Origin of the sequence: Alkalihalobacillus sp. MEB130 (assembly GCF_032335535.1) — a bacterium.
In the GTDB taxonomy this organism is placed as follows: domain Bacteria; phylum Bacillota; class Bacilli; order Bacillales; family Bacillaceae_D; genus Halalkalibacter.
On the sequence record NZ_JAOANA010000025.1, the window covers coordinates 1 to 12,244 of the forward strand.

The following is a 12,244-nucleotide window of genomic DNA, read 5'->3' on the forward strand; positions in this document are numbered from 1 at the left end:
CCGATGGTAACATCGTGAATAAGCTACTTGAAATACATCGTGTCCCCCTGTGAGACGAACCCTTTCTCTTCGTAGACCGACATGAGAAACATCTATGAAAATGCTTCGTGAAGAACCTTCCCCGTAGAAGAGAAAGGGTGAGCCAGGACGTTGCCAGGCGGGCACGCTCCAAATAAAAGGGGAGAGGTTAAGGATTCGCGTGACATTAGTGGAACAACAGAACAGCATCTTCCTCGAATAAGCCGATGGTAACATCGTGAATAAGCTACTTGAAATACATCGTGTCCCCCTGTGAGACGAACCCTTTCTCTTCGTAGACCGACATGAGAAACATCTATGAAAATGCTTCGTGAAGAACCTTCCCCGTAGGAAGAGAAAGGGTGAGCCAGGACGTTGCCAGGCGGGCACGCTCCGAATAAAAGGGGAGAGGTTAAGGATTCACGTGATATTAGTGGAACAACAGAACAGCATCTTCCTCGAATAAGCCGATGGTTGCCATGCTTTCATGACACAAGTTTAAGTCCTATAGTAGCACCCAAAACAATCCCGATAAAAATAAGTCTTCGCCAGTCCCTAGTTTCACCGTAGAAGATCATCCCTAAAACTGCTCCCCCAGAAGCGCCAACTCCTGTCCAAATAGCATAAGCTGTACTCATAGGAAGTGTTATCATTGAATAAGCAAGAAAGAGAAAACTTGCTCCAAATCCTAAAATTAATAGAAGTAATGATTGCCAATTACGGTCTTTATGCAATTTATTTATCATAGCAACCCCGAACATTTCACAAAAACCAGCTAAAATTAAAGAAACCCATGCCATTAGGCTACACCACCTTTCTCAACTTTTTCTTTTGTAACTAGTTTTAATCCAATTACTCCTGTTAACAAAAGAAAAATCATAAATATCTTTTCCACGTTAAATGGCTCACCAAAGAAAAGTATCTCGGAAATGACAGTTCCTGCTGTACCTAATCCAACGAAAACTGCATATACAGTTCCTACTGGGAGTTTCCGTCCTGCCATAATCATAATGTAAAAGCTAATGATTATTGATATGGCAGTTCCGGTCCAAGTCCAAAAGTCATGAGCATGTTTTAAACCAATCACCCAAAGGACTTCAAAGAAAACAGCAACGAATACTTTTATCCACTCTCGATTCACGTTAAAACCACCTCCAAATTTAGACTTACAAAAAACAAAAAAGCCTAAGAGATCACTGTTAAATAGAATCTCCCAGGCTTTTATCCTTCCGTGACACAGCATAGCTGTGAGTTTTCTCTCGGACCAGCCCAATATAATTATTGCGGAACCCTAGAAAACTTTAACTTATATACAATTTCTATAGATTATACACAAATGGCTTTGAAATTTAAAGACTAAAAGCATATCAATTTGTTCAACTAAAGGAGTTCTATAGTCATAATCTTTATAAAGTGTAATGGGCTTTCACCCATTGTGCTATTTCTGGTGAGTCTTATTAATTATTATGTTGTTGAAAATAGAACAGACCAATTGGGGAAATGTCGATTTTTTCACAGTAACATTGGATACCTTAAAAACATGTAAAAAGTAGATAGAGGTGAAAGGGTCTTTTGCTAACCTTCTTCCCATACGAGAATACTTTTATTTCTCCCTCTGAAATTCCGCATGATTACCCAATATTTGGTGAACCTAACGATAAAATCTTTCGTTTAAGGCAAGGTGAGTTTATGCCATCTATTATTTCTATAAGTACGTATAGTCCTCCCCATACTCTAAATCAACAGACTACCACTGAATTTGCTAGAGAACTCTTTAGTGAGAGTTATGAAGATATTGAACGCATGTTAAAGGTGTTTGCAAACGGACAAATTGATGAACGGCAATTTGCTGTTCCGATGCAATGGTTTGAAGGTGATCACTCTTTAAAACAAAAAAATGATTTATATATTGAACTGGCGACTGCCTTTTCAGTAGAAGCAATTCGACGTTGTCTTCATAATGAGCAGTTTGTAAAAGAAAAAGTGGAGGAAGTCGAGATCAATGCCATTATTCTTGTATCAAGTTCGGGAATGTCAACGCCAAGTTTAGATGCAAGAATCATGAATCACCTCCCTTTTTCACCACATACAAAAAGAATTCCGTTATGGGGTTTAGGTTGTGCTGGAGGATCAGCAGGAATCAGCCGTGCTTACGAATACTGCAAAGCGTTTCCAAGTGAAAATGTATTAGTTGTTTGTGTTGAACTATGCAGTCTTACGTTTCAACGAAATGATCATACGAAAAGCAATCTTGTTGGTACATCTTTATTTGCAGATGGAGTAGCGTGTGCATTAGTAGCAGGAGAAGAGTCAAGTCTTCTTAAACAAGCGACAAACCAAGTACGACCAAAGATTCTTTCCACTCAATCAACGCTTATGCCACATTCTGAAGATGTGATGGGGTGGGATGTAAAAGATTCGGGTCTTCATGTTGTATTCTCCAGAGACATTCCAACGATCATAAAAAATTGGCTAGGTCCCAATGTGGAGAGCTTTCTTTCGAAAAATCAAATAAACACGAATGATATCTCTTCCTTTATTGCTCATCCAGGTGGAAAAAAAGTATTAGATGCCTACATAGAAACATTAAGGCTAGATCCAGATATGGTCGAAATTTCAAAAGAAGTGTTGAGAGCTCACGGCAATATGTCATCTCCAACCGTTTTATATGTGTTGGAACAGTTTATGCAACAAGAACATGCTGCTGGGGAATATGGTCTTATGGCTGCGCTTGGACCTGGTTTTTGTTCGGAATTAGTATTACTACAATGGAAGGAGCTAAACTGATGTTTGCCATTTACTTATTTATCATGCTTATTATTGTACAAAGGGTAGTCGAGGTGATTATTGCCAATCGCAATGCAAGATGGATAAAAAGTCAAGGAGGCTATGAAGTAGGGAACGAGCATTACAAGTATATCGTTGCGATGCATGCCTTGTTTTTTATCTCATTATTAATAGAAGTGACTATGATTGAAAGAAACTTTGTTCTTTGGTCAGTGGTTCCCCTTTTTGTTTTTTTCCTTGCGCAAATCGGTCGCGTTTGGGCTCTCTCTTCGCTAGGGCGTTTCTGGAATACGAGAATTATGGTCTTGCCTGGAGCAAAAGTTATTGCTAAAGGACCTTATCGTTATTTAAGACATCCGAACTATGCGATCGTTATCACAGAGTTGGCTTGCTTGCCATTAATTTTTCAAGCCTATTGGACGGCCATTGTTTTTACAATCGTAAACGCTTATATTCTTTCCATCCGCATTAATATGGAAGAGCAGGCGCTAGAACAGGCCACAAATTATCAAGAAGTTTTCAAGAAGAGAAAGCGATTTGTGCCTACTTCAGAAGAATAAAAATGCATAATAACAGATGAATCTTGATCTGACTCTAAACGTAGGGATATGATGGATATATAGGCATTTTTTGAATGGAGGCAATACATTTGGCAAAAAAAAGAAAAGAGCGATTTGAAGTAGGAGAATTTGAGACAATTGAGGCTTGTCTAGATCGAATGAAGGCTGAAGGCTATCAACCAATTAAAAGAATGGAGAAGCCAATCTTTAAGGAAGAAACCGTTAATTCAAACAAAGAATATGTTCCTGTTAGGCAACAAATTATCTTTGAAGGAATTTTAGTAGAAAGCGAACAATAAAAAAGTCAGACATTTTATTGTTCGACATTTTGTTGACAGTCACACGGTATGAATGTAAGATATAGCTATAAGATTGAACGAAAAACGAAATAAGCCTCATATAATCTTGGAGATATGGTCCATAAGTTTCTACCTGACTACCGTAAATAGTCGGACTATGAGGGAAAGTGGGAGATACTAAAGAATTTCTCTGGTATCTGATGAGCGCAGAGGCGGCTTCCTTTCTCTCAGTTGAGTAGATAAGAAAGTTGTTCTGCGTTTTTTTAATGCCTTTAAGCCTAGTAAGGGATAGATAAAGAGTGGGGGAGAGCGACAATGAATCCGAAAATTGGTGTGATAATGGGAAGTACTTCTGATTGGGACACAATGAAGGCAGCCTGTGACGTCCTAGACGAACTAGAGCTCGAGTATGAAAAGAAGGTGGTTTCTGCTCATCGTACTCCGGATCTTATGTTCGAGTATGCTGAAACAGCAAGAGACAGAGGATTAAAAGTTATTATTGCTGGTGCTGGTGGGGCAGCCCACTTACCTGGAATGGTAGCTGCTAAGACGACATTGCCTGTTATTGGAGTTCCGGTACAGTCCAAGGCGTTACAAGGTTTGGACTCCTTATTATCGATTGTTCAAATGCCCGGCGGAGTTCCAGTTGCAACTGTAGCAATTGGCAAAGCTGGAGCAACCAATGCAGGATTGCTCGCTGCTCAAATATTAGGTGCTTTTGAACCCGACATTGCTAGTCGGTTAGAAAATAAAAGGGAAAAAACAAAACAAACCGTTCTAGAAAGTAGTGATCAACTATGAGTCGAATCGTGAATCCTGGAGCAACGATTGGAATTATCGGTGGTGGTCAGCTAGGAAGAATGATGGCTACAGCTGCTAAACAAATGGGCTACCGAATTGCCGTGCTAGAACCAACAGAAGATTCTCCATGTGGACAAGTTGCGGATATTGTCATTGAAGCAGCTTATGATGATGTTACAGGGGCTAAGAAACTTGCTGATGTATCTGATGTGATCACGTATGAATTTGAAAACATTGATGAGAAAACAGCGAATTGGTTAACTGAACAAGCAGATTTTCCACAAGGAGCAAAAGTGTTAGGAACTACTCAGCATCGCTTAAAGGAAAAAGAAGCGATCCAATCTCTAGGAATTCCTGTCGCTCCATTTTTTGCGATTTATTCCGTAGATGATCTTGATGAAGCCGCAAAGAAAATTGGATTCCCTGCTGTCCTAAAAACGTGTCGAGGCGGATATGACGGCAAAGGGCAGCGAGTGGTGAAGAATATCGAGCAACTGAAAGAAGGAGCCGTTCAGTTGTTAGAAAATGGAGAATGTGTACTGGAAGCTTGGATTCCTTTCTCGCTTGAACTTTCAGTCATTGTCACGCGTTCGAGAAATGGAGAAACGGCTGTCTTTCCAGTATCAGAAAATGAACATCGAGACAACATTCTTTTCCGTTCTCACGTGCCTGCTAGAATTGAGGAGTCTGTTTGTGAGCAAGCGAAAGAAATGGCATTAAAAATTGTAACGGGGTTAGATGTTGTTGGTACTTTAGCTGTTGAGCTTTTCATGCTTAAAGATGGCAGATTATATGCCAATGAACTTGCACCAAGGCCACATAATTCTGGGCACTATACAATTGAAGCTTGTAAAACATCGCAATTCGAGCAACATATACGAGCGGTTTGTGGGCTGCCACTTGGTTCAACAGAACTTTGGTCACCGGTTGTAATGGAAAACATTCTCGGAGAAGATTTAGATGGAGTTCTCCAGTCTGTTTCGAGGCTAGATGATGTCAAACTTCATTTATATGGAAAAAAAGAAGCAAAACAAAAGAGAAAAATGGGTCATTTGACGGCAACAGCCAACTCAGTCGAAGAAGCATGTAGTAAGATTGAACGGTTGCAACAAATGAATGTCCTTTAATGATAATTTAACTAATTAGACAAAGCGGAGGCTGAAAATACATGATCGAACGTTATACTCGCCCTGAAATGGGAGCTATTTGGACAGAGGAAAATAGATTTCAAGCTTGGTTAGAAGTAGAAATTGTAGCTTGTGAAGCTTGGGCAGAACTAGGTGACATTCCGAAAGAAGATGTAAAAAAGATTCGTGAAAATGCAAGCTTTGATATTAACCGTATTAATGAAATTGAACTAGAAACTCGCCATGATGTTGTTGCTTTTACACGTGCTGTATCTGAGACATTAGGCGAAGAAAGAAAATGGGTTCATTACGGATTAACGTCTACTGACGTTGTAGATACAGCTTTATCTTATTTATTAAAGCAAGCAAACGAGATTCTTCTGGGTGACATTGAGCGTTTTGTTGAAATTATAGGAAATAAGGCGAAAGAACATAAATATACAATCATGATGGGGCGTACGCACGGTGTACATGCGGAACCTACGACGTTTGGTTTGAAGCTAGCATTATGGTATGAAGAAATGAAGCGTAACCTTGAACGTTTCAAGCATGCAGCAGAAGGTGTACGTGTTGGAAAGCTTTCAGGAGCAGTTGGAACATTTGCTAATATTGACCCATCTATTGAAGCATTTGTATGTGAGAAATTAGGTCTTCAAGCGGCACCGATTTCTACACAAACGTTGCAACGTGACCGTCATGCTGAATATTTAGCTGCACTTGCTTTAATTGCAACATCTATTGAAAAGTTTGCAGTAGAAATTCGTGGACTACAAAAGAGTGAAACAAGAGAAGTAGAAGAGTTCTTTGCAAAAGGACAAAAAGGGTCATCCGCTATGCCTCATAAGCGTAACCCAATTGGTTCTGAGAACATGACTGGATTAGCGCGTGTCATTCGCGGGCATATGATTACGGCTTATGAAAATGTTCCATTATGGCATGAGCGTGATATCTCTCACTCATCAGCTGAGCGTATCATTCTACCAGATGCAACAATCGCACTTAATTACATGTTAAATCGTTTCGGAAACATCGTGAAAAACTTAACGGTCTTCCCAGAAAACATGAAGCGTAATATGACGCGCACGTATGGTTTAATTTATTCTCAACGTGTTCTTCTTTCATTAATTGATAAAGGAATGGTACGTGAAGAAGCATATGACTTAGTTCAGCCAAAAGCAATGGAGGCTTGGGAAAAAGGCATTCAATTCCGTGAGTTGGTGGAAGCTGAAGATAGAATTACAAGTGTCCTCACTCCTGATGAGATTGAAGAATGCTTTAACTACGAGCACCATATGAAGCACGTAAGTACCATTTTTGCAAGAGTTGGTCTAGAAGATTAATTAGGAGGGGTTATAGCCCCTCTTGTATATAAAAAATTCCAATATTTCAGTTTTTGGAGGTCTAATCATGGAAAAAGGCGTTTTGCTATATGAAGGAAAAGCAAAGCAAATCTATCAAACATCCAATGTGGAAGAGCTTTGGGTAAGTTACAAAGACGATGCGACTGCTTTTAATGGTGAGAAAAAAGAGACATTAACAGGGAAAGCAAGGTTAAATAACGAGATTACCTCTTTAATATTCTCTTTCTTAAAGGAAAATGGAGTCGATAGTCACTTCATTAAAAGACTTTCAGAAACCGAGCAGTTAGTGAAAAAGGTTGATATTATTCCTTTAGAAGTAGTTGTTAGGAATGTTGTAGCAGGAAGTATGGCAAAGCGTTTAGGAATCGAAGAAGGAACCGCACTTGCACAACCAATTGTTGAGTTTTATTACAAAGATGACGCGCTTGGAGATCCGCTTGTGACAGAAGATCACATTAGGATCTTAAAAGCAGCGTCCAACGCGGACTTAGCGGTTTTGAGAGAAAAAGCGTTAGAAGTAAACAAACATTTGATTAATCTCTTTGACAATCTCAATGTGAAACTCATTGATTTTAAATTAGAATTTGGACGTACTACAGCTGGAGACATTTTGCTAGCTGATGAAATCTCACCTGACACTTGTCGCTTATGGGACAAAGAAACAAACCAACGTTTTGATAAGGATTTATTCAGACGCAATTTAGGAAGTTTACAAGAAGGGTATCAAGAAATTTTATCACGCTTAGGAGGCGCATCATGTACAAAGTAAAAGTTTACGTAACGTTAAGAGAAAGTGTTCTAGATCCTCAAGGAGGAGCAGTGAAGCGTGCCCTGCACACAATGGATTATAAAGAAGTAGAAGAAGTACGCATCGGTAAATATATGGAACTAGTAGTAAACAGTACTGATAACGTGGAACAACGAATTGATGAAATGTGTTCAAAACTGTTAGCGAATACCGTAATTGAGGATTATCGTTATGAAATCGAGGAGGTTGTTCCTTCATGAAATTTGCAGTAATTGTTTTTCCTGGTTCGAACTGTGACTCGGATATGTTTTTTGCGATTCAGGATGCCCTGCAAGAAGAGGTGGCTTACGTTCGTCATGATGAAACGTCGTTAGAGGGATTTGATGGGGTTCTTTTACCAGGAGGATTCTCTTATGGTGATTACCTTCGTTCAGGTGCTATCGCTTGTTTCTCTCCGATCATGGAAGCTGTTAAGAAATTTGCAGAAGAAGGCAAGCCAGTTTTAGGTGTTTGTAACGGATTTCAGATGCTTCTTGAATTAGGATTGTTGCCTGGTGCGATGAAGCGTAACGACGGGCTGAAGTTTATCTGTCGCCCGACAGAACTAACGGTAGAAAACAATGAGACATTGTTTACGACTGGATATAAAAAAGGGGAAGTTATTACAATCCCAGTTGCACATGGTGAAGGGAACTATGAATGTGATGAAGCAACATTGCAAGCATTAGAAGCAAATAACCAAGTTGTTTTTCGCTATGCACAAGCGATTAATGGATCAAAGGCAGATATCGCAGGTATTACGAATGAGCGTGGAAATGTGTTAGGAATGATGCCTCACCCTGAACGTGCAGTCGAGTCATTATTAGGAAGCGAAGATGGTCTACGTTTATTTCAATCGATCGTAAGAAATTGGAGGGAATCTCATGTCACTACTTCTTGAGCCAACAGCTGAGCGCGTGAAAGAGGAGAAGCTTTACCGCGAAATGGGTTTAACAGATGATGAATTTGCTATGATTGAGGAAATTATTGGTCGTACTCCGAACTGGACTGAAACAGGTCTTTTCTCGGTAATGTGGTCAGAACATTGTAGCTACAAAAATTCAAAAGTTCTATTAAAGAAATTTCCTACAGAAGGAGAGCGCGTCTTACAAGGTCCTGGTGAAGGTGCTGGAATTATCGACATCGGTGATGAGCAAGCGGTTGTGTTTAAGGTTGAAAGTCATAACCACCCTTCAGCCATTGAGCCATACCAAGGTGCAGCAACTGGTGTAGGAGGAATCCTTCGTGATGTATTCTCCATGGGAGCTCGTCCAATTTCTCTATTAAATTCCTTACGTTTCGGAGAGTTAACATCTCCACGTGTTCGTTACTTATTTGAAGAAGTAGTAGCGGGAATTGCGGGATACGGAAACTGTATGGGAGTACCTACAGTAGGAGGAGAAATTCAATTTGATCCTTGCTATGAAGGGAATCCTTTAGTAAATGCGATGTGTGTTGGTTTAATTGATCATAAAGATATTCAAAAAGGGCAAGCCAAAGGTGTCGGCAATACGGTTATGTACGTTGGTGCTAGCACAGGCCGTGATGGAATTCACGGAGCAACGTTCGCTTCTGAAGAGCTAGGTGAAGATTCGGATGAGAAGCGTCCAGCTGTTCAAGTGGGAGATCCTTTCATGGAGAAGTTGTTGCTTGAAGCTTGTTTAGAGTTAATTCAGAACGATGCCCTTGTTGGAATTCAAGACATGGGTGCAGCTGGTCTTACTTCATCATCAGCAGAGATGGCAAGTAAAGCTGGGTCTGGTATTGAAATGAACTTAGACCTTGTTCCGCAACGTGAGCAAGGGATGACGCCTTACGAGATGATGCTTTCTGAGTCTCAAGAGCGTATGTTGATTGTTGTAAAAAAGGGCCGTGAACAAGAAATTAAAGAAATCTTTGATCGTTGGGGATTGTTATCGGCTGAAGTTGGTCATGTAACGGATGACAAGCGTCTTCGTCTTCTTCACAAAGGAGAAGTAGTGGCAGATCTTCCAGTAGATGCACTAGCAGAAGAAGCGCCAGTTTATCATAAGCCATCAAGTGTTCCGGCTTACTATGAAACGTTCCAACAGCAAGAGGAAAGAACTCCAGCTGTTGAAGATTATAAAGAAACATTATTAAAGCTATTAGCTCAACCAACCATTGCTAGCAAAGAGTGGGTTTATGATCAATATGATTATATGGTTCAGACAAACACAGTTGTTGAGCCAGGTTCAGATGCTGCGGTTGTTCGTATTCGTGGAACGAGAAAAGCTCTTGCAATGACAACAGATTGTAACTCTCGTTATTTATATCTTGACCCTGAAGTAGGTGGTCAAATTGCGGTTGCAGAAGCGGCTCGTAACGTCGTTTGTTCTGGTGGGGTTCCACTTGGATTAACGGACGGATTGAACTACGGAAGCCCTGATAAGCCTGAAATTTTCTGGCAACTTGAAAAGTCTACAGACGGTATGAGTGAAGCTTGTCGAGTTCTTGAGACTCCTGTTATCGGTGGGAATGTTTCTCTTTACAATGAAACAGCAGGTGTTGCGATTTACCCAACGCCAGTAATCGGAATGGTTGGTTTGATTGAAGATACGGATCATATTACGACTCAAAGCTTTAAACAAGCTGGAGATGTAATCTATCTTGTGGGAGAAACAAAACCAGAGTTTGGTGGAAGTGAATTACAAAAGTTAGTCGAAGGTGATATTTCCGGAAAAGCACCTACCCTTGATTTAGAGCTAGAAAAAAGATTACAAAAGCAGCTTCTAACAGCGATTCGCTCAGGACTTGTTGCATCTGCTCATGATGTTGCTGAAGGTGGAGTGGCAGTAGCGCTAGCTGAATCTATGACATCCGGTGAAGTTGGAGCAACGGTAACCCTTGAAGGGGAAACAACTGCAGCATTATTTGCAGAATCTCAATCTCGTTTTATCGTAACAGTGCCAAGTGAAAAAGCTGAGCAGTTTGAACAAGCTGTTGCAGCAACACGTATTGGAGAAGTGACAAATACTAAAGTATTAGAGATCAAAAATAATAAAGGTGTCACCCTTTCAACAACTCAGGGTGAGATCGTAACGGCTTGGAAAGGAGCCATTCCATGTTTGCTGAAATCAAAGGCCTAAACGAAGAATGTGGTGTGTTTGCTATTTGGGGTCATAAAGATGCTGCTCACCTCACTTACTACGGTCTTCACAGTTTGCAACATCGTGGGCAAGAAGGAGCGGGGATTGTTGTAACAGATGGAGAACATTTAAAGGTTCACAAAGGATTAGGACTTGTAAATGATGTTTTTAGCCCTGACGATTTTGCACAGCTAACAGGCCATGCAGCAATTGGTCATGTTCGTTATGCGACTGCAGGAGGAGGGGGATTTGCCAATGTGCAACCCCTTCTCTTCCGTTCTCAAATGGGAAGTTTGGCTATTGCTCATAACGGAAATCTAGTCAATGCCAATAGTATGAAGCACCAACTTGAGAGCCAAGGAAGCATTTTTCAATCTACTTCTGATACAGAGGTTGTAGCACATCTCATTAAACGTAGTGGCTATAACACGTTAGAAGGGCAATTGCGTAATGCTCTGGAAATGTTAAAAGGTGCTTATGCCTTAGCGGTTTTGAATGAAAAGCAATTAATGGTAGCTCTAGATCCAAATGGTCTACGTCCGTTATCAATCGGCAGACTTGGAGAAGCGTATGTAATTGCATCTGAAACATGTGCATTTGATTTAATTGGTGCCACATATGAGCGCGAAGTAGAACCAGGTGAACTAGTCATTATTGATGACAATGGATTACGTTCTACGAGATTTTCAGGTTCAGCAACAAGAGCAATTTGCAGTATGGAATATGTCTATTTTGCTAGACCTGATAGCAATGTCGATGAAATCAATGTACACACATCTAGAAAAAGTCTAGGAAAGCAATTAGCGATTGAATCTCCGATTGAAGCAGATGTTGTAACAGGTGTGCCAGACTCAAGTATTTCTGCAGCAATTGGTTATGCCGAACAAACGGGTATTCCGTACGAATTAGGAATGATCAAAAATCGCTATGTCGGACGTACTTTCATTCAGCCTTCTCAAGAATTACGTGAGCAAGGTGTAAAAATGAAGCTATCGGCTGTTCGTGGAGTCGTAGAAGGCAAACGTGTGGTCATGATTGACGATTCGATTGTACGTGGTACAACAAGTAGAAGAATTGTCAATATGTTACGTGAAGCAGGTGCGAAAGAAGTTCATGTACGAATTAGTTCGCCTCCTATTAAGAACCCTTGCTTCTACGGAATCGATACGTCTAATTCAGGTGAACTTATTGCTGCTAACCATTCCATCGAAGAGATGCGCGAGATGATGGGAGCTGATTCTTTAGCCTTTTTATCAGTAGAGGGGTTAAAGAAAGGGATTGGTCGTTCGGACGAAACACCAAACTGCGGCCAGTGTTTAGCGTGTTTTACAGGGGAATACCCAACTGAAATATATCCAGATACATTACATCCATACGCAAAGGTTTAGAGGAGAAGG

The 12,244-nt window shown here is 40.5% G+C and carries 13 protein-coding genes and 2 riboswitches; of the genes, 11 read left to right on the forward strand and 2 right to left on the reverse strand.

All coding sequences use genetic code 11. The features are described 5' to 3' along the window. Positions 1–503: 503 nt before the first annotated feature. Entirely contained in the window at positions 504–818 is a 315-nt protein-coding gene (locus N0O92_RS19785; protein WP_315616371.1) for a DMT family transporter, read from the reverse strand. Beyond that, positions 818–1,159 carry a DMT family transporter gene (locus N0O92_RS19790; RefSeq protein ID WP_315616372.1) on the reverse strand — a complete coding sequence of 114 codons (342 nt, stop codon included), beginning with the start codon at positions 1,157–1,159 and terminating at the stop codon, positions 818–820. Before N0O92_RS19790 ends, N0O92_RS19785 begins: the two co-directional genes overlap by 1 nt. 67 nt (positions 1,160–1,226) lie before the next feature. Next, positions 1,227–1,324: riboswitch (guanidine-I (ykkC/yxkD leader) on the reverse strand. Between the two features lie 383 nt (positions 1,325–1,707). Here N0O92_RS19790 and N0O92_RS19795 point away from each other — a divergent pair. The 11 genes from N0O92_RS19795 to purF all read left to right on the forward strand — a co-directional run bounded on the left by N0O92_RS19795 (position 1,708) and on the right by purF (position 12,235). Continuing rightward, entirely contained in the window at positions 1,708–2,805 is a 1,098-nt protein-coding gene (locus N0O92_RS19795) for a type III polyketide synthase (protein WP_315616373.1), read from the forward strand. Further along, a complete protein-coding gene (locus N0O92_RS19800) occupies positions 2,805–3,365 on the forward strand; it encodes an isoprenylcysteine carboxyl methyltransferase family protein (protein WP_315616374.1) in 561 nt (186 codons plus the stop codon). Before N0O92_RS19795 ends, N0O92_RS19800 begins: the two co-directional genes overlap by 1 nt. Before the next feature lie 74 nt (positions 3,366–3,439). After that, positions 3,440–3,664, forward strand: a complete 225-nt coding sequence (locus tag N0O92_RS19805; RefSeq protein ID WP_396334562.1) for an NETI motif-containing protein — start codon at positions 3,440–3,442, stop codon at positions 3,662–3,664. 76 nt (positions 3,665–3,740) lie between these two features. Beyond that, positions 3,741–3,842: riboswitch (purine riboswitch) on the forward strand. 137 nt (positions 3,843–3,979) lie between these two features. Next, complete coding sequence (gene purE, locus N0O92_RS19810; RefSeq protein WP_315616376.1) at positions 3,980–4,465, forward strand: 5-(carboxyamino)imidazole ribonucleotide mutase; 486 nt, start codon at positions 3,980–3,982, stop codon at positions 4,463–4,465. After that, positions 4,462–5,592 (forward strand): 5-(carboxyamino)imidazole ribonucleotide synthase, encoded by a 1,131-nt coding sequence (gene purK / locus N0O92_RS19815; RefSeq protein WP_315616377.1) that lies wholly within the window; start codon positions 4,462–4,464, stop codon positions 5,590–5,592. Before purE ends, purK begins: the two co-directional genes overlap by 4 nt. 41 nt (positions 5,593–5,633) lie before the next feature. Next, positions 5,634–6,932: an adenylosuccinate lyase gene (gene purB / locus N0O92_RS19820; protein WP_315616378.1), complete on the forward strand. Its 1,299-nt coding sequence runs from the start codon at positions 5,634–5,636 to the stop codon at positions 6,930–6,932. Positions 6,933–6,999: 67 nt separating this feature from the next. Beyond that, on the forward strand, positions 7,000–7,722 hold the full coding sequence (gene purC, locus N0O92_RS19825; protein WP_315616379.1) for a phosphoribosylaminoimidazolesuccinocarboxamide synthase: 723 nt from the start codon (positions 7,000–7,002) through the stop codon (positions 7,720–7,722). Continuing rightward, complete coding sequence (gene purS / locus N0O92_RS19830) at positions 7,710–7,961, forward strand: phosphoribosylformylglycinamidine synthase subunit PurS (protein WP_315616380.1); 252 nt, start codon at positions 7,710–7,712, stop codon at positions 7,959–7,961. The genes purC and purS overlap by 13 nt, the downstream gene beginning before the upstream one ends. Further along, on the forward strand, positions 7,958–8,641 hold the full coding sequence (gene purQ / locus N0O92_RS19835) for a phosphoribosylformylglycinamidine synthase subunit PurQ (protein ID WP_315616381.1): 684 nt from the start codon (positions 7,958–7,960) through the stop codon (positions 8,639–8,641). Before purS ends, purQ begins: the two co-directional genes overlap by 4 nt. Continuing rightward, complete coding sequence (gene purL / locus N0O92_RS19840) at positions 8,625–10,847, forward strand: phosphoribosylformylglycinamidine synthase subunit PurL (RefSeq protein WP_315616382.1); 2,223 nt, start codon at positions 8,625–8,627, stop codon at positions 10,845–10,847. Before purQ ends, purL begins: the two co-directional genes overlap by 17 nt. After that, positions 10,823–12,235 carry an amidophosphoribosyltransferase gene (gene purF, locus N0O92_RS19845; RefSeq protein WP_315616383.1) on the forward strand — a complete coding sequence of 471 codons (1,413 nt, stop codon included), beginning with the start codon at positions 10,823–10,825 and terminating at the stop codon, positions 12,233–12,235. The genes purL and purF overlap by 25 nt, the downstream gene beginning before the upstream one ends. The last annotated feature ends 9 nt before the right edge of the window (positions 12,236–12,244 follow it).

Excerpts from the sequence above, each read along its gene's own strand:
- N0O92_RS19785 (WP_315616371.1), bottom strand. The coding sequence starts at position 818 with ATGGCATGGGTTTCTTTAATTTTAGCTGGTTTTTGTGAAATGTTCGGG.
- N0O92_RS19795 (WP_315616373.1), top strand. The coding sequence starts at position 1,708 with ATGCCATCTATTATTTCTATAAGTACGTATAGTCCTCCCCATACTCTA.
- N0O92_RS19800 (WP_315616374.1), top strand. The coding sequence starts at position 2,805 with ATGTTTGCCATTTACTTATTTATCATGCTTATTATTGTACAAAGGGTA.
- N0O92_RS19805 (WP_396334562.1), top strand. The coding sequence starts at position 3,440 with ATGGAGGCAATACATTTGGCAAAAAAAAGAAAAGAGCGATTTGAAGTA.
- purE (WP_315616376.1), top strand. The coding sequence starts at position 3,980 with ATGAATCCGAAAATTGGTGTGATAATGGGAAGTACTTCTGATTGGGAC.
- purK (WP_315616377.1), top strand. The coding sequence starts at position 4,462 with ATGAGTCGAATCGTGAATCCTGGAGCAACGATTGGAATTATCGGTGGT.
- purB (WP_315616378.1), top strand. The coding sequence starts at position 5,634 with ATGATCGAACGTTATACTCGCCCTGAAATGGGAGCTATTTGGACAGAG.
- purC (WP_315616379.1), top strand. The coding sequence starts at position 7,000 with ATGGAAAAAGGCGTTTTGCTATATGAAGGAAAAGCAAAGCAAATCTAT.
- purS (WP_315616380.1), top strand. The coding sequence starts at position 7,710 with ATGTACAAAGTAAAAGTTTACGTAACGTTAAGAGAAAGTGTTCTAGAT.
- purQ (WP_315616381.1), top strand. The coding sequence starts at position 7,958 with ATGAAATTTGCAGTAATTGTTTTTCCTGGTTCGAACTGTGACTCGGAT.
- purL (WP_315616382.1), top strand. The coding sequence starts at position 8,625 with ATGTCACTACTTCTTGAGCCAACAGCTGAGCGCGTGAAAGAGGAGAAG.
- purF (WP_315616383.1), top strand. The coding sequence starts at position 10,823 with ATGTTTGCTGAAATCAAAGGCCTAAACGAAGAATGTGGTGTGTTTGCT.